A 17,994-nucleotide genomic window follows, 5' to 3' on the forward strand; every position below is an offset into this window, starting at 1 on the left:
ACATGACCAAATCTGAGCTGATCGCTAGGCTGTCGGAACGACTCGCCGAGCGCAATTCTCAGTTGGTCTACAAAGACGCTGAGTTGGCCGTCAAAACCATTTTGGATGCGATGGCCAATAACCTGGCGCAGGGAAACCGGATTGAAATCCGCGGTTTCGGCAGTTTCGATTTGAACTACCGTCCGCCGCGGATTGGCCGCAACCCCAAGTCGGGCACCAGCGTCTCGGTTCCTGAGAAATATGTGCCGCATTTCAAGGCGGGTAAAGAATTGCGCGAACGCGTCGATCTGTCCCTGTTGGAGCAGAGCGAAGCCTAGGCGTTCAAGCCCTGTCTAGCGAATCCGAAGCGCCGCTTTTTGCGGCGCTTTTTCTTTGCGCGGCTGAAATTCCAGCTTGGGTTGCGCCGGGCTATCGTTTAAACTTGCACTCCGGCAAACAAATCGAGCGAGATCATGCGTTACCTGCTTCGTATCGTTGAATTGGCCCTGTTGGTATTCCTGATCGCGGTCACCGTGCAAAACAGCCATGCGGTTGAATTCAAATTGTTCTTCGGCCAGTCCTGGTCCGCGCCGCTGATTGTGTTTCTGCTGCTGTTTTTCGTGGTTGGCGCGCTGGTCGGTCTGCTCGCCACGCTCGGCTATTATCTGCGCAGCCGGAAAGAGCTGTCCCAATTGAAAAAAGAATTGCGCAACCGTCCCCCCGCCAGCAAGGTGATCAGCGACCCCAGCGACGCGATCGCCGATTGAGCCTAGCGCGAGCGGCGGAGCGAGCCGGCGCCGCGCCTAGGCGCCGCCGCGATGGAATCCGTCGTTCTTGATGATGCCGCCCGGGAGCGGCTGTTGTTGTTTGTCCGGAAAGGATTGCTGTTGGAACTGGATTTGTGGTGGTTGCTATTGTTTCCGGCCTTTTTCGGCCTGGGTTGGTTTGCCGCGCGCGTGGACATGCGCACGGTGCTGAAACAGGCGAAGGCGGTGCCGACCGGATTTTTCCGCGGCCTGGACGCGCTGGTGGAGGACAAGACCGATATCGCCGCCTCGGCCCTGGCCGAAGTGGCGCGCCAGCAAGGGTCGGCGCTGGAGTTGCAGCACACCTTGGGCAAGCTCTACCGCAAGCGCGGGGAGAACGACCGCGCCATCCGGTTGCATCAGCGCATGCTGGACGCGCCGGATCTGCCGGCCGAGCACCGCGACGCGGTGCGCTTCGAATTGGCCCAGGATTTCCGTAAAGCGGGTCTGGTGGACCGGGCGGAAGAGATTCTGATCAAGCTGCAGGACGGCAATATGGGCCTGGCCGCGCGGCGTCAGCTGCTGGACATCTACCAGCAGGACCGCGATTGGCACAAGGCCATCGCCACCGCCAAGGAATTGCGCAGCGACGCGCATTCCTTCCAGCACGAGGTGGCGCAGTTCTATTGCGAACTGGCCCAGGGCGAGTTGTACAAATCCAATAGCGAACAAGCGCGCCACTATGTGGAAGAAGCGTTCACGGCCAACCGCAAGTGCGTGCGCGCCAGCTTGATCCTCGGAGATATCGAGTTCGCCGGCGGTCATGTGGAGGCGGCGATCGCGGCCTGGCAGAACATTGAAAAGCAGAATTACGAATACTTGTCGATGGCCGCCGAGCGGCTGTTCGACGCCTATGAGCGGCTGGACAAGCCGCTGGAAGGCATCGCCTTGCTGCGCGGCTATCAGAAGACATTCCCGCAGCTGGAACTGACCGATCTGCTGTACCAGAAGATCGCCACTTACGAGGGCGAGGAAAAAGCGCTGGAAGTGGCGCGCGAGGGCGTGCACGCCCGTCCCAGCCTGTCCGGCGTCTACCGCTTGATCGAGGCGCAGATGGACGAATTGAGCCCGGAAGGGCGGATGGACGCGGAAGTGGCGCGCGCCTTGGTGCTCAAGCACGCGCAGCGCCTGAGCGTGCACCGTTGCAAATGCTGCAACTTCCGCTCGCGCGCCTTCTTCTGGCATTGCCCGGCCTGCGGCGAGTGGGAGGGCTTCACCGCCAACCGGACGGAATCGCAGTAAGCAGCAGCGCCGCTGAACAAAACGCCTAGATGTACTGCTTACGTCTGCGCGCCTTGCCTCTGCTTCTCCGCGAGGTGTTGTCAGCGGCTTGGGCGTAGGGATAGTTGTGCAGCCGCCAGAGAGCGGCTGCGCTGATTTGAATACCGGCCGTCGGCGAGCGTCGGCGGCAAGAATGGAGCAAGCATGAATCCTTTGATCGCAGCCGACGCGGCGCAGCCGACTTCGCCCGTCGTCGTGGCCCTGGACTTTGCCGACGCGGACAGCGCCTTGCGCTTCGCCAGCCGCCTGGACCCGAGCGAGTGTCGCCTCAAGGTGGGCAAGGAGCTGTTCACCTCCTCCGGCCGCAGCCTGGTGGAGAGTCTGGTGGCCAGAGGGTTTCAGGTGTTTCTGGATTTGAAGTTCCACGATATTCCCAATACCGTGGCCCATGCTTGCAAGGCGGCGGCGGAAGCCGGCGTCTGGATGGTCAATGTGCACGCCTCCGGCGGCCGCCGGATGATGGAGGCCGCGCGCGAGGCGCTGGCGCCGTACAGCCAGCGTCCGCTCTTGATCGCGGTGACGGTGCTGACCAGCATGGAAGCGGCGGATCTGGCCGAAATCGGCATCGCCGCTTCGCCGCAAGAGCATGTGCTGCGGCTGGCCGCGCTGACCCGCGACTGCGGGCTGGACGGCGTGGTGTGTTCGGCCCAGGAAGCCGGCGAACTGAAAGCCGCGCTGGGCCGCGAATTCAAACTGGTGACGCCGGGCATCCGCCTGGCGGACAGCGTAGCCGACGATCAGCGCCGGGTGATGACGCCGACGACCGCGCTGGCCGCAGGCTCCGATTATCTGGTGATAGGCCGGCCCATCACCCGCGCCGCCGACCCGCTGGCCGTGTTGCGCGCGATCAATCAAGACATTCAGCACTATCAGGCTCAATAAAATATGAAAATCACAGTTATCGGTACGGGGTATGTCGGTCTGGTGACCGGCACGTGTCTGGCGGAAACCGGCTATCACGTGTGCTGCCTGGATGTGGATCCCAATAAGATCGCCATCCTGAAACAGGGCGGCATTCCGATTTTCGAACCCGGTCTGGAAGACATGGTGCGGCGCAACGTCGCCGCCGGCCGGCTCAGCTTCACCACTGACATCGCCGAGTCTGTGGCCTTCGGCGACGTGCAGTTCATCGCCGTCGGCACCCCGCCGGACGAGGACGGCTCCGCCGACCTGCAATACGTGCTGGCCGCCGCGCGCAATATCGGCCGCCACATGACGGACTACAAGGTCATCGTCGACAAGTCCACGGTGCCGGTGGGCACCGCCGACCTGGTCAAGGCGGCGGTGGCGGAAACCCTGGCCGAGCGCGGCGAGGCGTTGGAATTCAGCGTGGTGTCCAACCCGGAATTCCTGAAGGAAGGCGCGGCCATCGACGACTTCATGCGTCCGGACCGCGTGGTGATCGGCGTAGACGACGAGCGCGCGGCCGCGATGATGCGCCGGCTGTACGCGCCGTTCCAGCGCAATCACGAGCGCGTGCTGCTGATGGACGTGCGCTCCGCCGAACTGACCAAGTACGCGGCCAACGCCATGCTGGCGACGCGCATCTCCTTCATGAACGAATTGGCCAATCTGGCCGAGAGCCTGGGCGCCGACATCGAGCAAGTGCGGTTGGGCATGGGCTCGGATCCGCGCATCGGCTATCACTTCCTGTATCCGGGCGTGGGCTACGGCGGCTCCTGCTTCCCCAAGGACGTCAAGGCCCTGGTGCAGACCGCCAAGGAAAACGGCCATGACTTGCGCGTGTTGAGCGCGGTGGAAGAGGCCAACGATCTGCAAAAGCTGCGCCTGGTGGACAAGGTGCTGGCGCGTTTCGGCCAAGATCTGTCCGGCCGCCGCTTCGCGATGTGGGGCCTGGCCTTCAAGCCCAACACCGACGATATGCGCGAAGCGCCCAGCCGCGTGATCGCGGAAGAACTGAGCCGCCGCGGCGCGGAAGTGGTGGCCTTCGATCCGGTGGCCGTCCATGAAGCGCAGCGGGTGATGGGCGACATCGCCGGCCTGAGCTTCGCCGACGACATGATGGCGGCGTTGCGGCAGGCCGACGCCTTGCTGATCGTCACCGAATGGAAGATGTTCCGCGCGCCGGACCTGAGCGCGGTCAAGCAAGCGCTGAAGCAGCCCTTAGTGTTCGACGGCCGCAATATGTACGATCCGGCCTGGATGCGCGAGCAGGGCTTCGATTACTTCGCGATCGGCCGCTGAGGATAATCATGGGCCTGATGCAAGACCTGGGGCTGGACAGCTCCAAACTGGCCGCCGAACTGGCGCAAGCGAAAGTCCTGGTGGTGGGCGATGTGATGCTGGACCGTTATTGGTTCGGCGACGCCACCCGCATTTCGCCGGAAGCGCCGGTGCCGGTGGCCAAGATCGAGCGCATTGAAGAGCGCGCCGGCGGCGCCGCCAACGTGGCGCGCAATATCGCCGGCCTGGGCGGCAAGGCCACCTTGCTGTCGGTGGTGGGCGACGACGAAGCCGCCTCGGCGCTGGAGCGCCTGCTGGCCGCGGACGGCATCGCCACCTCGCTGAAGCGCGACCCCAGCATCGCCACCACCATCAAGTTGCGCGTGGTGGCGCGGCAGCAACAGCTGATCCGCCTCGACTTCGAGGACGCGCCCAGCCATGAGATCCTGGCCGGCAAGCTGGAAGAGTATCAGCAGATCCTGGCCGAGCACGACGTGGTGATCCTGTCCGATTACGGCAAGGGCGGGCTGACCCACGTCAGCAAGATGATCGAACTGGCGCGCCAGGCCGGCAAGCCGGTGTTGATCGATCCTAAGGGCGACGACTACAGCAAATACGCCGGCGCCACGCTGTTGACGCCCAATCGCAGCGAGTTCCGCCAGGTGGCCGGCCGCTGGGCGTCGGAGAGCGAGCTGACCGCCAAGGCGCAGGCCTTGCGCGCGGACTTGGCGCTGGACGCCTTGCTGGTGACGCGCAGCGAGGAGGGCATGACCTTGTTCCGCGACGAGGGCGTGGTGCATCAGCCCACCTTCGCGCGCGAAGTCTACGACGTGTCCGGCGCCGGCGACACCGTGATCGGCACGCTAGGCCTGGGGCTGGCCGCCGGCCAGCCGCTTCCGGTGGCGATGAGTCTCGCCAACGCCGCCGCCGGCGTGGTGGTGGGCAAGCTGGGCACCGCGGTGTGCAGCCAGCGCGAACTTTTCGCCGTGTGATCCCGTCCAGTCAGGCTGGATCCTGAAGGAGAACACATGAAGCACTATACCGATGCCATCTTGGCGTTCTGGTTTGGCGGCGGCGACGACAGTTTCCTGTCGGTGCCGCGCAGCGCCTGGTTCAAGAAGGATGAAGTGTTCGACGGCATTATCCGCGAACGCTTCCTGGACGCGTGGCGACAGGCGCGCGCCGGGGAACTGCCGGCGGAGGCCGGCGACGCTCGCCGCGGTCTGGCCTGGCTGATTCTGACCGATCAATTCCCGCGCAATCTGTTCCGCGGCTCGGCCGAGGCCTTCGCCACCGACGGCCAGGCGCTGGCGCTGGCGCGCGAGATGGTGACGCGCGGCCTGGACCGGCAACTGCCGCATATCGCCCGCACCTTCGTCTATCTGCCGTTCGAGCACAGCGAGTCGCTGGCGGATCAGGACGAAGCCGTGCGCTTGTTTGAAACCATGGCCGAGGACGCGGCCATGGCGAGTTTTATCGATTACGCGCACCGCCACCGGGACGTGATCGTCCGCTTCGGACGCTTCCCGCATCGCAACGCCGCGCTGGGCCGGACGGACACGCCGGACGAGAAGGCCTATCTGGCCGAGCCCGGCGCCGGTTTTTAAACGCGCAGCAATATTCTCGCGCCGTCGGCGATGGCCGGCGGCGGAAAGGCAAAACATGACTATCGTCGTCACCGGCGCCGCCGGTTTTATCGGTTCCAACCTGGTCAAGGCGCTGAACGAGCGCGGCGTCACCGACATCATCGCCGTGGACAATCTGTCCAGCGGCGACAAGTTCCGCAATCTGGTGGATTGCGAAATCGCCCACTATATGGACAAGCACGACTTCCTGGCCTTGCTGCTGGAAGGCGAGTTCGAGGGCGAACTGTCCGCCATCCTGCACCAGGGCGCGTGTTCCGACACCATGAACCACGACGGCAAGTACATGATGGATAACAACTATCAGTACACGCTGGCCCTGTTCGACTACTGTCAGCACGAGGAGATTCAGTTCCTCTACGCCTCCAGCGCCGCCACCTACGGCAAGGGCACCGTGTTCAAGGAAGAGCGCCAGTACGAAGGCCCGCTCAATGTCTACGGCTATTCCAAATTCCTGTTCGACCAAGTGCTGCGCCAACGCATGAAGGAAGGCCTGAGCGCGCAGGCGGTGGGCTTCCGCTATTTCAACGTCTACGGCCCGCGCGAGCAGCACAAGGGCCGGATGGCCTCGGTGGCCTTCCACCACTTCAATCAGTATCGCGAACACGGCAAGGTCAAGCTGTTCGGCGGCTGGGACGGCTGGGGCAACGGCATGCAAAGCCGCGACTTCGTGTCGGTGGAGGATGTGGCCAAGATCAATCTGTATTTCCTGGACCACCCGGAAAAGAGCGGCATCTTCAACCTGGGTTCCGGCCGCTCGCAGCCGTTCAACGACGTGGCCGTGGCCACCGTCAACGCCTGCCGCCGCCATGACGGCCAGCCGGCGCTGAGCCTGGACGAGATGGCGGCTCAGGGCATCGTCGAATACGTGGACTTCCCAGACGCGCTCAAGGGCAAATATCAGAGTTTCACCCAGGCCGACATCGGCAAACTGCGCAGCGCCGGTTACGGCGCCGAGCTGTTTGACGTCGAGCAGGGCGTGGATCGCTACGTGGATTGGCTGATCAAGCAATGACGCTGCGCGTCCGGCAGGCGGCGCGGCTGCTGATGCTGGACCCGGCGGGCAGGGTGCTGCTCTTTCCCTATCAGCCGGCGGACCGGGCCGAATACTGGTTCACGCCGGGCGGCGAACTCGAAGCCGGCGAAAGCCTGGCGGACGCGGCCCGGCGCGAATGCCGTGAAGAGACCGGTCACCTTATCGCCGATCCCGGCTCGCCGGTGGCCCGCCGCTCATTCGAGTTGACGCTGTTGGACGGAGAACGGGTGCGGGCGCTTGAGCATTTCTTCCTGATCCGCGTCGAACACGCGAGGCTGGACGACGGCGGCTGGACCGAGCTTGAGCGGCGGGTGATGGGGCGGGGCCGTTGGTGGCCGCCGGAGGAACTGGCCGCGTCCGGCGCGCGCTATTTCCCTGAGGACTTGCTGGTGATGCTGGCGGAAGCGTCCGCGGGCTGATAGTTGCAGCAACGGTTATTTGCTTAGACATAAGGATTCCGTCTTTGCTGATAGCCAATCGGTATAATGGCCGTTCCCCGTTGGAGAACGCGTCGTGTACAAGCATCTGGAAGATTTCGTCGGCCACACCCCCTTGGTCAGACTCAAGCGCCTGCCCGGCGTCACCAGCAACATCGTGCTGGTCAAGCTGGAAGGCAATAACCCGGCGGGCTCGGTCAAAGACCGGCCGGCGCTGTCCATGATCCGTCGCGCGGAAGAGCGCGGCGAGATTCAGCCGGGCGATACGCTGATCGAACCCACCAGCGGCAACACTGGCATCGCGTTGGCGATGGCGGCGGCGATGATGGGCTATAAGATGATCCTCATCATGCCGGAGAACTCCAGCGCCGAGCGGGTGCAGGCGATGCGCGCCTACGGCGCGGAAGTGGTCCTGACCCCCAAGGAAGCCTCCATGCCGGGTTCCATCGACCTGGCTCGCAAGATGGAAGCCGCCGGCCAGGGCCGCATCCTCGATCAATTCTCCAATCCGGACAATCCGCTGGCCCACTATGAAAGCACCGGGCCGGAAATCTGGCATGACACCCGGGGCGGCGTCACCCACTTCGTATCCAGCATGGGCACCACCGGCACCGTCATGGGCACCAGCCGCTATCTGAAGCAGCAAAATCCGGCGATCCAGATCGTGGGCGTGCATCCGGAGCCGGGCAGCCAGATCGCCGGCATCCGTAAATGGGAAGACCCCTACGTGCCCAAGATTTGCGACTTCTCGCAACTGGACGATTTGCAGCACGTCGGCCAGCAGGAGGCCGAGGATATGGCGCGGCAACTGGCGCGCGAGGAGGGCATCCTGGCCGGGCCTTCGTCCGGCGGCGCCTTGGCGGTGGCGCTGCGCCTGTCGCGTCAGCTGGAGAACGCGGTCATCGTCTCCATCATCTGCGACCGCGGCGACCGTTACCTGTCCACCGGACTGTTCGGCTGAGAGCGAGGGTTCACGCCCCTTCCGGCCAAGGCGCTTGTGAACCGCGTCACAAGACGGACGGCGCGGCGGAACGCAGTGTTCGCGTTTTGGCGCTGGCGTCCGGCGCCTCATGTCGCTAGCATCGGGAGTCCATTGTCCCCGTCCCGGAGGCTCCGATGCTGCTGCATGTCGATTCCCGTTTTCTCAGCCCTTACGCGCTGTCCGCCTTTGTCGCCCTGAAAGAAAAGGGGCTGACTTTCGAACTATCGACCGTCAGCCTGGAGGCGCAGGCCAATCTGGCGGCCGACTATCGGCGTCAGTCGCTGACCGCCCGCGTGCCCATGCTGGAAGACGGCGAGTTCCGTCTCAGCGAATCCTCGGCCATTGCCGAATATCTGGAAGACGCTTATCCCGAACGCGCGCGGCTATACCCGCAGGACTTGCGCCAGCGCGCTCGCGCGCGCCAGTTGCAAGCCTGGCTGCGCAGCGATCTGATGGCGCTGCGGGAAGACCGCAACACCGAGGTGGTGTTTCTGCGTCCGGCGGCGGGCACGCTGGCGCCGGAAGCGCGCCAGGCGGCCGGCAAGCTGATCGCGGCCGCGGAGCAATTGCTGCCGGCCGACGGCGGCGAGCTGTTCGGCGCCTGGTGTCTGGCCGATACCGATCTCGCGCTAATGCTGAAACGGCTGCAATACGACGATGTGCTGCCGCCGCGCTTGGCCGCCTACGCCGAGCGCCAATGGCGGCGGCCGGCGGTGCAGGACTGGCTGGCGCTGGGACGGCGGGCGGCCTCGGCTTGAAAGGCTGAGCGCGCGCCCGCGTCTGGACTGCCGTTTCAGCGATGCACGTCGTGGGTGACGAAGGGCCGGTCCGGCGACGGCATCTCCAGCCAGTCCGGATGGCGTAGTGTGCGGCGGATGTCCTGATAGCCGCTGGCCCAGTGCGCGCGCATGGTCTGGGCGCCGAATTGATAATCCTTGTGGTGGTCTTCGTACTCCTTGTCCTGGTAGATCAGGTGTATCACCTTCAACAGCCGGCCGCAGGCCAGTTCGTGGGCGTGGCGGTAGGCCGGGTGTTCGCGTTGCGCCTCCGGCACCAGTTCCATCAGCTGCCGCAGCAAGCCGCGGTAGTTCTGTTCCCGTTTCATCGTGTCGGTGATCTGCCGGGTGCGGCTGGAGTACTGGATGTCCTTCTGCCGCATCGCGATCGCCTTCATGTCCGTGGGCGGTTCGCCCTTGGCGCTCCACAGGTCCACCTGGAACACCAGCGAGTTCTTGCGCGGCTCGGTGCTCAGTATCTGCTTCAGCGGCGTATTGGACACCAGGCCGCCGTCCCAGTAGTACTCGCCGTCTATCTCCACCGCCGGAAAGCCCGGCGGCAGCGCGCCGGAAGCCATGAAATGCTCGGCGCGCAGTTTTTGGCGGGTATTGTCGAAGTAGACGAAGTTGCCGCTGCGCAGATTGACCGCGCCCACCGACACCCGCATCTGATCGCTGTCGTTGATGCGGTCGAAATCGGCGAAACGTTCCAGCGTGCCCTTCAGCGGAGCGGTGTCGTAAAGGCTGCAATTGGCGGGCGAGGGCGCGCCGCTTGGCCAGGGCGAGCGCGGCAGGAAGAAGCCGTTCTGGCCCTCGGTCAGCGCGCGCCAGGCCTCCCAGCTCGCCATCAGTCCGTTCAGCCCCGCCGGCCAATGGTGGGTGTCCAGTTGGCTGAAGGGGCTGGCCGGCAGAAACGGCGGCCGGCAGATGGTGTCCCAGAAGGCGCGCAACTGCTCCACCCGCCGCTCCGGCGGGTTGCCGGCGATGATGGCGGCGTTGAGCGCGCCGATGGAAATGCCGGCCACCCAGTTGGGGTGCAGGTCGGCCTCGGCCAGGCCCTGGTAGACGCCTGGCTGGTAGGAGCCCAGCGCGCCGCCGCCCTGCAGCACCAGCGCCAGCACCTGGTAGCGGTGGCCGGGCGGCAGGCTGCGGCTCTGGTACAGGCCGCCGCTCTGCGGGCAGGCGGGGTTGTGCGGCGGCGTCATTGCATATACCAGCCGTGGCTGACAATCACCGATTGTCCGGTGAGCGCGGCGCTGGGGAAGGCGGCCAGGAACAGCGCGGTTTGGGCCACGTCTTCCACCGTGGTGAACACCCCGTCCACGGTATTGCCCAGCATCACGTGCTTGACCACTTCCTCCTCGCTGATGCCCAATTCCTTGGCCTGCTCCGGAATCTGCTTCTCCACCAGCGGCGTGCGCACGAAGCCGGGGCAGATCACGTGGGTGCGCACATTGTATTCCGCGCCTTCCTTGGCCAGCACCCGGCACAGGCCTAGCAGCGCGTGTTTGGCGGTGACGTAGGCGGATTTGAGCTTGGACGCCTCGTGGGAGTGCACCGATCCCATATAGATCACGGTGCCGCCGCGCTTGTCCTGATACATATGGCGCAGCGCGGCCTTGGTGGTGAGAAAGGCGCCGTCCACGTGGATGGCCTGCATCTTCTTCCAGTCGGAAAACGAGTAGTCCACCAGCGGGTTGACGATCTGGATGCCGGCGTTGGAGATCAGGATGTCCAGCCCGCCCAGCGCGTCCACCGCTGCCTGGGTGCCGGCGTTGACGGATTCCTCATGGGTCACGTCCATCGCCACGCCCACCGCCTTGCCGCCGGCGGCCTTGATCTCTTCCGCCGCGGCCTGCGCCGCCGTCAGGTTGATGTCGGCGATGGCCACCGCCGCGCCGGCGCGGGCGTAGGTTTCCGCAATGGCTTTGCCTATGCCGCTGGCCGCGCCGGTGATCAATGCCACTTTGCCGTTCAATTGCATGCTGCTCTCCTTGTCGTCGGGTGGGGTGCGCCGCATAGCGGCTTGGCGCCGGTTTCCGCCTCGTCTCGTCCTTGCTCGCGAGACTTTGAACAGGTTCTGTAAGTACAGGCGCTTAGTTCAGGTAATCGAATTCCACTTCGCCCAGGCCCAGGGTCAGGTCGGCGACGATGTGGCGCGCCTCCACCACTTCCAGCACCGGCAGTTCCGCCACCGGGGCCAGCGCGTGGGGGAACAGCGCCAGCGCCGCCGGCCCGCTCCAGGCACCGTGCACGGTGACGTCCTTGAGGTGAAAGCGCACCAGCTCGCAGATGCGAACGCTGCCGTCCACATGCGGGATGATCTTCAAGAGGAAGTTGGGCGTGTTGACCATGGAGCGCTGCAGCGCGCTGGCGTCCTGGGCGTGATGTTTGTAGCCCATGGTGGCGGTGGCCACCCGCACCGGGCCGTAGTCCAGTTCGCCCACTAGGGTGTCGGTGCGCACTTGCAGCCGCGGGCAGGCCAGCTTCTTGGGAAAGCCCCACAGTTCGCGGCCGCCGGCGATGGGCGGGTGGTCGTTCAGATACATCGCGTGGGTGTAATTGCCGGCCACGCCACCCAGCAGAACCGGGATCACCTGGCCGCTTTCGGTGTAGTCGCCAAAGCCGGTGGAGTCCGGCATGCGGATGAACTCGAAGTTCACCAGATCCGAGGCCGGCTGCAGCGGTTCCGGCACCGCCTCGCGCAGCTTGGCCGGATCGGTGCGATAAGTGATGATGAAGAATTCGCGGTTGGTGAAGCGGTAGGGGCCGCGGGGGAAGGCGGGGTTGGTCAGCGGCATGGCGAAGGCCTGCTCGCGGATGGCGTCGATGTTCATACGTGCTGCGCTCCCTGGATGGCAAAAGGTCGCGCCGGGACGGCGCGGCCGCTGCTGCGAAAGGAGCCCGCCGGCGGAACGGCCCGACGGGCGTGCGTGCATCTGGCTCCGATGGTACAGGCAAAGATCCCATACAGATAGCTTGGCGCGGCGTCGCCTGTCCATTGGGACGACGCCGCGCGCCCGGCTGCTGTCTTTCCGCTCGGCGGCAAGGGGGGCGTCGGCCACCGCGCCGCCGTGCTATGCTGTCGCCGTTGCGGCGAATGAGCCGCGGCCCGCCACCGTGCCGGCGGAGTCGGCACTTGCAGTTTTGGATGGACCGTATGAGCAAAAGCATCATTTCCGACATGGACGGAGTGATTTATCGGGGCAAGCAACTGATTCCGGGCGCGCGCGATTTCGTCAACCGCCTGACGCAGGGCGGCACGCCCTTCCTGTTTCTGACCAATAACGCGGAGCAGACGCCGCTGGACCTGAGGCTGAAGCTGGAGAGCCTGGGCATCAACGGCGTGACGGAAGACAACTTCATCACCAGCGCGATGGCCACGGCGATGTTTCTGCGCAGCCAGACGCGCAAGGCCATGCCCACCGCCTACGTGGTGGGCGGCGCGGGCCTGATCAACGAGCTGTACAAGGTGGGGTTTTCCATTTCCGAATCCCATCCGGATTACGTGGTGGTGGCCAAGTCCCAGACCTTCAGTTTCGAGCAGATCAAGAAGGCGGTGCGTTTTATCGACCAGGGCGCCAAATTCATCGGCACCAACCCGGATATGATCGATCCGATAGAGGGCGGCGGCTACGAGCCGGCCGCCGGCACGCTGCTGGCCGCCATCGAGGCCGCCACCGGCAAGAAGCCCTACATCGTGGGCAAGCCGAACTCGCTGATGATGATGTTGGCCACCCGCAAGCTGGGCGTGCATCCGGAGGAGGCGGTGATGATAGGCGACCGGATGGACACCGACATCGTCGGCGGCATAGAAGCCGGCATGGGCACCGCGCTGGTGTTGTCCGGCGTGTCGTCGCGCGAATCCATGGAGCAGTTTCCCTACCAGCCGGACTATGTGTTCGAGAGCGTGGCGGAGATTGATCCGGGGGCCTTGTAAGAGCCTGGCTACGTTCTGTTGCGCGTCGCGAGGCTTTGAACAAGCCATGGCCGGTCAGGCCGGCGTCGGACGAAAACAGGGCCGCTCCCGTTTGGGGGCGGCCCTGTTTGTTTGCCGTCTAGATCCCGCTCGGCCCGGCGAGGCGCTCAGCGCTGCTCGGCTTGGGCCGCGGCTTCCCGCAATTTGTCCTTCTTGCTCTTGCGTTTTCCCTTGACGCCGCCGTTGTCGGCCGCCGGGTTCGTGGCGGCGCTCGCGGCCGCGGCCGGGCTGGCGGCGACGGGTTCGAAACCGGCGATCCGTTCGCGCGGCAGCCGCAGTCGCTGGCGTTTCTCTATCAATTGGAAATGCGCGGCGCAATCGGCGCTGACGAAGCTGATGGCCTCGCCGCTGGCGCCGGCGCGGCCGGTGCGACCGATGCGGTGGGTGTAGTCCACCGGCGAGCGCGGCAGATCGTAGTTCACCACCACCGGCAGGCGGGCGATGTCGATGCCGCGCGCGGCCACATCGGTGGCCACCAGAACTTGCAGGCGGCCGGACTTGAGGTCGGCCAGCACCTGGCCGCGTTGTCCCTGGCTGCAATCGCCGTGCAGCGCGGCGGCGCGGACGCCGGCGGCCTGCAGCTTGCCGGCCACTCGGTCTGCGGTGTGGCGGCTGGCCACGAAGACCAGAGCCCGCTCCCAGCCATGGGTGTGCAGCAGATGGCGCAACAACATGGTGCGCCGGCCGGTGTCCACCTCGATGACGCGCTGGCGGATGTCCGGCGCGGCGACGTCGCCGGGCGCGATGTCGATATGCCGCGGCTGGTTCAGCAATTGCTCCGCCAGCGCGCGCACGGCGGGGGGGAAGGTGGCGGAAAACATCAGGTTTTGCCGGTAGGGCGGCAGCTGCGCCAGCACGCTGGCCAGTTCGTCGGCGAAGCCGAGGTCGAGCAGGCGGTCGGCCTCGTCCAGCACCAGGGTGTCGACGGCGGCGAGCCGCAGCGCATTGTGCGCCAGCAGGTCCAGCAGCCGGCCGGGCGTGGCCGCCACGATGTCGGCGCCGCCGCGCAAGGCCATCATCTGAGGATTGATGGAGACGCCGCCGAAGACCACGGCGATCTTGGGCCGGCGCGGCAGGCCCTGGGCCAGCTGGCGCAGGGCGTCGCCCACTTGCGCCGCCAGTTCCCTGGTGGGGAGCAGGATCAGCGTTTGCGTCTGGCGAGGCGAGGCCTGACGGCCAGCCAGCCATTGCTGCAACAGCGGCAGGCAGTAGGCCGCGGTTTTGCCGGAACCGGTTTGCGCGGTGGCCAGCACGTCGTGGCCTTGCAAAACGGCGGGGACGGCGGCGAGCTGAACCGCGGTGGGGGCCGGATAGCCCTGATCGCTGGCGGCCTGGGCCAGGGCGGGCGACAGGCCCAGTGAGGTGAATGACATGGATTGGCGTTGACGGCGATGTACTTGAAGCGGCAGGAGTATCGACGCTGCCCGCGGCCGGGTCAAGCGGGGCGTGGCGTCGCCGCAACGCGCGTTGCGCAGCGGGAAGTTCCGTTTGCGAGTACTATCTGGGCTCGCTATCAAGTTAAAGTCATACGCACATGCAAACAGAAGTCAAAGAGAAACCCCGCTACGCCCTGGTGGCCTCGGTCCAGTTGCCCGATGTCAGCGATGTCGAGTTCGAGGCCTCGCTCACCGAGCTGAGCGAACTGGCCAAGACCCTGGGCTTCCAAGTGGTGCGGACCTTTGTGCAAAAGCGTAACAGCTTCGACCGCACCGCCTATATGGGCGTGGGCAAGCTGGAGGAAATCAGCCAGTTCGTCAATCGCGGTCTTCGCAACGACGAACTGGAGGACGCGCCGCCGGTCTTGGACGCCGGTACGGTGGAGATCGACGCCTTGCTGGTGGACCACGAAATCTCGCCGTCGCAGGCGCGCAATCTGGAGCTGGCCGTCGGCTGCGAGGTGATGGACCGCACCATGGTGATTCTGGAGATCTTCCACCGCAACGCCCGCTCGCGCGCGGCGCGCGCCCAGGTGGAAATCGCCCGTCTCGGTTATATGGCGCCGCGCTTGCGCGAGGCGGCCAAGCTGGCCGGGCCGCAAGGCCGGCAGCGCAGCGGCATGGGCGGGCGCGGCGCCGGCGAATCGCATACCGAGCTGGATCGTCGCAAGGTGCGCGACCGCATCGCCGAGCTGCAGCGCGAAATCGTCGCGATGGAGCTGGAGCGCAAGACCCAGCGCGCGCGCCGGCTGGAGCGCCAGGGCCAGGGTCTGGGCGGGGTGTCGCTGGTGGGTTACACCAATGCCGGCAAGTCCACGCTGATGCGCGCCTTGACCGGCAGCGAAGTGCTGGTGGCCAATAAGCTGTTCGCCACCCTGGACACCACGGTGCGCGCCATCTACCCGGAAAGCGTGCCGCGGGTGCTGGTCAGCGATACCGTGGGCTTCATCAAGAACCTGCCTCACGGCCTGGTGGCCTCGTTCAAGTCCACGCTGGAAGAAGCGCTGGACGCGGCCCTGCTGCTGCATGTGATCGACGCCAGCGACCCGGGCTTCCAGCGTCAGCTGGAAGTGACCGATGAGGTCTTGAAGGAAATCGGCGCCGACGAAGTGCCGCGCATCCGGGTGTTCAACAAGATAGACCATGTCGGCGACGCGGCCGAGCAGGCGGCCTGGGCCGCCGAGCTGCGGCAACGCTATCCGGACTGCGTGGTGATGAGCGCGCGCCGCCCCGAGGAAGTGGCGGCGCTGCGCGCGCTGATCGTGGCCTTCTTCCAGCGCGATCTGGAGGAAGGCGAACTGCTGCTGCCGTGGTCCGCCCAGCAACTGCGCGGCGAAATCTACAGCCACTGCCAGGTGCTGGAAGAACGTGCGGAGGAAGAGGGCAGCTGGTTCCGCGTGCGCGGCGAGCCGGACAAGCTGCGCAGCCTGCGCGAGCAGTTGAACCCCGGCTCGCAGGGGCGTCAGAAGGAGTATTGGGAAGTCTGAGGCCTGAGCCTACGGCTCGGGCGTGGCGGAGCCGGGCCGTTCCTGGAACGCGCCCGCCGCCCCGCGTTTCGCCGAGATGGCGCAGAGGCTTATCCTCCGTGAGCGCGCATCTGCGTATAATCCCTCCCTCATGCCCCGGCTTTTGTCCGCGGGCATGCTTATTCATGGCATTCCGCCGGGACGCAAGTGGTCGCCGGGCTGCTGTTTTCTTGCTTCCTAAAATTCTGCAACACTGCTATTCCCAATGATTATTCTGAAAAACGTGGCTTTGCGTCGCGGAACCAAAGTCTTGCTGGACGGCGCGACAGTCAATATCAACCCCGGTGAAAAGGTCGGCCTGGTAGGGCGCAACGGCGCGGGCAAGTCTTCGCTGTTTGCGGTCTTGAACGGCAGCCTGCACGAAGACAGCGGCGATTTCTCCATCCCCAGCCAGTGGCGGATGGCGCAGGTGGCGCAGGACATGCCGGAAACCTCGCAGACCGCCACCGAGTTCGTGGTGGAAGGCGATACCGCCTTGCTGGCGGCGCGGCGCGAAGTGGCCGAAGCCGAGGCGGGCGAGGACTATATGCGCATGGCGCATGCCTACACCGCGCTGAACGACGCCGGCGAGCATGACGCTCCCGCGCGGGCGCAGGCGCTGATCCTGGGCCTGGGCTTTAGCGTGGCCGAATTGCAGCGGCCGGTGAACAGTTTTTCCGGCGGCTGGCGCATGCGTTTGCAGCTGGCGCGCGCGCTGATGTGCCCGTCCGATCTATTGCTCTTGGACGAACCGACCAACCACCTCGACCTGGACGCCTTGGTCTGGCTGGAGGCCTGGCTGAAACAGTACGCCGGCACCATGGTGGTGATTAGCCATGACCGCGAATTCCTGGACGCGGTGACCAATGTCACCCTGCACATCGACCACGGCAAGCTGGTGCGCTACGGCGGCAACTATAGCAAGTTCGAGGACATGCGCGCGGAGCAGATGATTTTGCAGCAGGCCGTGCTGGCCAAGCAGCAGGAGAAGATGGCGCATCTGCAGAAGTTCATCGACCGCTTCAAGGCCAAGGCCAGCAAGGCCAAGCAGGCGCAAAGTCGCGTCAAGGCGCTGGAACGGATGGAGAAGATTGCGCCGGTGCTGACCGAGGCCGACTTCCAGTTCGAGTTCAAGGAGCCGAGCAGCCTGCCCAACCCGATGCTGACCATGTCTCAGGCCTCGTTCGGTTATCCGGCGGCGGAGGGAGCGGAGGAAGGCGCGCCGCCCGTCGTGATCGTCAACGGGGTGAACCGCTCGGTGCTGGCCGGGCAGCGCATCGGCATTCTGGGCGCCAACGGCCAGGGCAAGTCCACGCTGGTGAAGACGGTGGCCGAAGCGCTGACGGCCACCGGCGGCGAGATCATACGCGGCAAAGGCTTGAACATCGGCTACTTCTCGCAGCAAGAGCTGGACGTGTTGCGGCCGGAAGACGATCCGCTGCAGCATATGCTGCGCTTGGCGCGAGAAACGCCGGCACAGCTGCGACCGCCATCCAACGACTGCCGCGAGCAGGGTCTGCGCAATTTCCTCGGCACCTTCAATTTCAGCGGCGACATGGTCAAGCAGGCGGTGGGCAGCATGAGCGGCGGCGAAAAGGCGCGGCTGGTGCTGTGCATGATAGTCTGGCTGCGCCCCAATCTATTGCTGCTGGACGAGCCGACCAACCATCTGGACCTGGCCACGCGCGAGGCCTTGAGCGTGGCGCTGAACGAGTTCGAGGGTTCGGTGATGCTGGTCAGCCACGACCGCGCGCTGCTGCGCGCGGTCTGCGACGAGTTCTGGATGGTGTCGCGCGGCGGCGTCAGCGATTTTGACGGCGATCTGGACGACTATCAGGTCTATCTGTTGGAAGAAGCCAAGCGCCGACGCGAAGAGGCGGCCGGCAAGCGTTAAACGGCGGCAGGCCCGCTCGCAGTCGGAAAAGTCATAAAAGGCAGTGTCGCCATGGA

Annotated in this window: 18 protein-coding genes; 14 read left to right on the plus strand and 4 right to left on the minus strand. The window is 65.2% G+C overall.

All coding sequences use genetic code 11. From position 1 onward, the window contains the following. The first annotated feature begins 2 nt into the window (after positions 1–2). From QUG03_RS11935 to yfcF, 11 genes are all read left to right on the plus strand, one after another. Positions 3–317 (plus strand): integration host factor subunit beta, encoded by a 315-nt coding sequence (locus tag QUG03_RS11935; protein ID WP_019104286.1) that lies wholly within the window; start codon positions 3–5, stop codon positions 315–317. A gap of 135 nt (positions 318–452) precedes the next feature. Beyond that, a complete protein-coding gene (locus QUG03_RS11940) occupies positions 453–746 on the plus strand; it encodes a LapA family protein (protein WP_019104285.1) in 294 nt (97 codons plus the stop codon). 120 nt (positions 747–866) lie between these two features. Continuing rightward, positions 867–2,027 (plus strand): lipopolysaccharide assembly protein LapB, encoded by a 1,161-nt coding sequence (gene lapB / locus QUG03_RS11945; RefSeq protein ID WP_199225882.1) that lies wholly within the window; start codon positions 867–869, stop codon positions 2,025–2,027. Between the two features lie 183 nt (positions 2,028–2,210). Further along, the gene (gene pyrF, locus QUG03_RS11950) at positions 2,211–2,948 is read left to right on the plus strand and encodes an orotidine-5'-phosphate decarboxylase (RefSeq protein WP_107799730.1); all 738 of its coding nucleotides are present in this window, start codon (positions 2,211–2,213) and stop codon (positions 2,946–2,948) included. Between the two features lie 3 nt (positions 2,949–2,951). Beyond that, positions 2,952–4,271 (plus strand): UDP-glucose dehydrogenase family protein, encoded by a 1,320-nt coding sequence (locus QUG03_RS11955; protein WP_227104003.1) that lies wholly within the window; start codon positions 2,952–2,954, stop codon positions 4,269–4,271. A gap of 8 nt (positions 4,272–4,279) precedes the next feature. Continuing rightward, positions 4,280–5,242, plus strand: a complete 963-nt coding sequence (rfaE1, locus tag QUG03_RS11960; RefSeq protein ID WP_304502833.1) for a D-glycero-beta-D-manno-heptose-7-phosphate kinase — start codon at positions 4,280–4,282, stop codon at positions 5,240–5,242. 36 nt (positions 5,243–5,278) lie between these two features. Next, entirely contained in the window at positions 5,279–5,857 is a 579-nt protein-coding gene (locus tag QUG03_RS11965) for a DUF924 family protein (protein WP_500820075.1), read from the plus strand. 55 nt (positions 5,858–5,912) lie between these two features. Next, complete coding sequence (gene rfaD, locus QUG03_RS11970) at positions 5,913–6,908, plus strand: ADP-glyceromanno-heptose 6-epimerase (protein WP_107799726.1); 996 nt, start codon at positions 5,913–5,915, stop codon at positions 6,906–6,908. Beyond that, a complete protein-coding gene (locus tag QUG03_RS11975; RefSeq protein WP_227103999.1) occupies positions 6,905–7,348 on the plus strand; it encodes an NUDIX hydrolase in 444 nt (147 codons plus the stop codon). The genes rfaD and QUG03_RS11975 overlap by 4 nt, the downstream gene beginning before the upstream one ends. A gap of 94 nt (positions 7,349–7,442) precedes the next feature. Continuing rightward, positions 7,443–8,327 carry a cysteine synthase CysM gene (gene cysM / locus QUG03_RS11980; protein ID WP_107799724.1) on the plus strand — a complete coding sequence of 295 codons (885 nt, stop codon included), beginning with the start codon at positions 7,443–7,445 and terminating at the stop codon, positions 8,325–8,327. A gap of 155 nt (positions 8,328–8,482) precedes the next feature. Continuing rightward, a complete protein-coding gene (yfcF, locus tag QUG03_RS11985; RefSeq protein WP_227103997.1) occupies positions 8,483–9,106 on the plus strand; it encodes a glutathione transferase in 624 nt (207 codons plus the stop codon). A 35-nt stretch (positions 9,107–9,141) separates the two neighbouring features. Here the strand turns inward: yfcF and QUG03_RS11990 are convergent, their stop codons facing one another. The 3 genes from QUG03_RS11990 to QUG03_RS12000 all read right to left on the minus strand — a co-directional run bounded on the left by QUG03_RS11990 (position 9,142) and on the right by QUG03_RS12000 (position 11,961). Beyond that, entirely contained in the window at positions 9,142–10,329 is a 1,188-nt protein-coding gene (locus tag QUG03_RS11990; RefSeq protein ID WP_500820076.1) for a DUF3734 domain-containing protein, read from the minus strand. Beyond that, positions 10,326–11,108 (minus strand): 3-hydroxybutyrate dehydrogenase, encoded by a 783-nt coding sequence (locus QUG03_RS11995; RefSeq protein WP_500820077.1) that lies wholly within the window; start codon positions 11,106–11,108, stop codon positions 10,326–10,328. Before QUG03_RS11995 ends, QUG03_RS11990 begins: the two co-directional genes overlap by 4 nt. Positions 11,109–11,220: 112 nt before the next feature. Then, positions 11,221–11,961 (minus strand): acetoacetate decarboxylase, encoded by a 741-nt coding sequence (locus QUG03_RS12000; RefSeq protein WP_107799720.1) that lies wholly within the window; start codon positions 11,959–11,961, stop codon positions 11,221–11,223. Positions 11,962–12,284: 323 nt separating this feature from the next. Here QUG03_RS12000 and QUG03_RS12005 point away from each other — a divergent pair, with 323 nt between their 5' ends. Then, on the plus strand, positions 12,285–13,064 hold the full coding sequence (locus tag QUG03_RS12005; protein ID WP_107799719.1) for an HAD-IIA family hydrolase: 780 nt from the start codon (positions 12,285–12,287) through the stop codon (positions 13,062–13,064). A 146-nt stretch (positions 13,065–13,210) separates the two neighbouring features. Here QUG03_RS12005 and QUG03_RS12010 read toward each other — a convergent pair whose 3' ends face one another. Further along, on the minus strand, positions 13,211–14,476 hold the full coding sequence (locus QUG03_RS12010) for a DEAD/DEAH box helicase (RefSeq protein ID WP_500820078.1): 1,266 nt from the start codon (positions 14,474–14,476) through the stop codon (positions 13,211–13,213). A gap of 161 nt (positions 14,477–14,637) precedes the next feature. Between QUG03_RS12010 and hflX the strand changes: the two genes are divergently transcribed. After that, on the plus strand, positions 14,638–16,026 hold the full coding sequence (hflX, locus tag QUG03_RS12015) for a GTPase HflX (RefSeq protein ID WP_107799717.1): 1,389 nt from the start codon (positions 14,638–14,640) through the stop codon (positions 16,024–16,026). Positions 16,027–16,270: 244 nt separating this feature from the next. Next, a complete protein-coding gene (locus QUG03_RS12020) occupies positions 16,271–17,938 on the plus strand; it encodes an ABC-F family ATP-binding cassette domain-containing protein (RefSeq protein ID WP_107799716.1) in 1,668 nt (555 codons plus the stop codon). Positions 17,939–17,994: the final 56 nt, after the last annotated feature.

This window comes from Chromobacterium sp. CCUG 30098 (assembly GCF_059916605.1).

What these genes read in the sequence shown, in the direction of transcription:
- hflX (WP_107799717.1), top strand. Translation starts at nt 14,638, where the DNA reads ATGCAAACAGAAGTCAAAGAGAAACCCCGCTACGCCCTGGTGGCCTCG.
- QUG03_RS11995 (WP_500820077.1), bottom strand. Translation starts at nt 11,108, where the DNA reads ATGCAATTGAACGGCAAAGTGGCATTGATCACCGGCGCGGCCAGCGGC.
- QUG03_RS11940 (WP_019104285.1), top strand. Translation starts at nt 453, where the DNA reads ATGCGTTACCTGCTTCGTATCGTTGAATTGGCCCTGTTGGTATTCCTG.
- QUG03_RS12010 (WP_500820078.1), bottom strand. Translation starts at nt 14,476, where the DNA reads ATGTCATTCACCTCACTGGGCCTGTCGCCCGCCCTGGCCCAGGCCGCC.
- rfaE1 (WP_304502833.1), top strand. Translation starts at nt 4,280, where the DNA reads ATGGGCCTGATGCAAGACCTGGGGCTGGACAGCTCCAAACTGGCCGCC.
- yfcF (WP_227103997.1), top strand. Translation starts at nt 8,483, where the DNA reads ATGCTGCTGCATGTCGATTCCCGTTTTCTCAGCCCTTACGCGCTGTCC.
- QUG03_RS12000 (WP_107799720.1), bottom strand. Translation starts at nt 11,961, where the DNA reads ATGAACATCGACGCCATCCGCGAGCAGGCCTTCGCCATGCCGCTGACC.
- QUG03_RS11975 (WP_227103999.1), top strand. Translation starts at nt 6,905, where the DNA reads ATGACGCTGCGCGTCCGGCAGGCGGCGCGGCTGCTGATGCTGGACCCG.
- QUG03_RS11935 (WP_019104286.1), top strand. Translation starts at nt 3, where the DNA reads ATGACCAAATCTGAGCTGATCGCTAGGCTGTCGGAACGACTCGCCGAG.
- QUG03_RS11990 (WP_500820076.1), bottom strand. Translation starts at nt 10,329, where the DNA reads ATGACGCCGCCGCACAACCCCGCCTGCCCGCAGAGCGGCGGCCTGTAC.
- QUG03_RS12005 (WP_107799719.1), top strand. Translation starts at nt 12,285, where the DNA reads ATGAGCAAAAGCATCATTTCCGACATGGACGGAGTGATTTATCGGGGC.
- pyrF (WP_107799730.1), top strand. Translation starts at nt 2,211, where the DNA reads ATGAATCCTTTGATCGCAGCCGACGCGGCGCAGCCGACTTCGCCCGTC.
- QUG03_RS11965 (WP_500820075.1), top strand. Translation starts at nt 5,279, where the DNA reads ATGAAGCACTATACCGATGCCATCTTGGCGTTCTGGTTTGGCGGCGGC.
- QUG03_RS12020 (WP_107799716.1), top strand. Translation starts at nt 16,271, where the DNA reads ATGATTATTCTGAAAAACGTGGCTTTGCGTCGCGGAACCAAAGTCTTG.
- QUG03_RS11955 (WP_227104003.1), top strand. Translation starts at nt 2,952, where the DNA reads ATGAAAATCACAGTTATCGGTACGGGGTATGTCGGTCTGGTGACCGGC.
- rfaD (WP_107799726.1), top strand. Translation starts at nt 5,913, where the DNA reads ATGACTATCGTCGTCACCGGCGCCGCCGGTTTTATCGGTTCCAACCTG.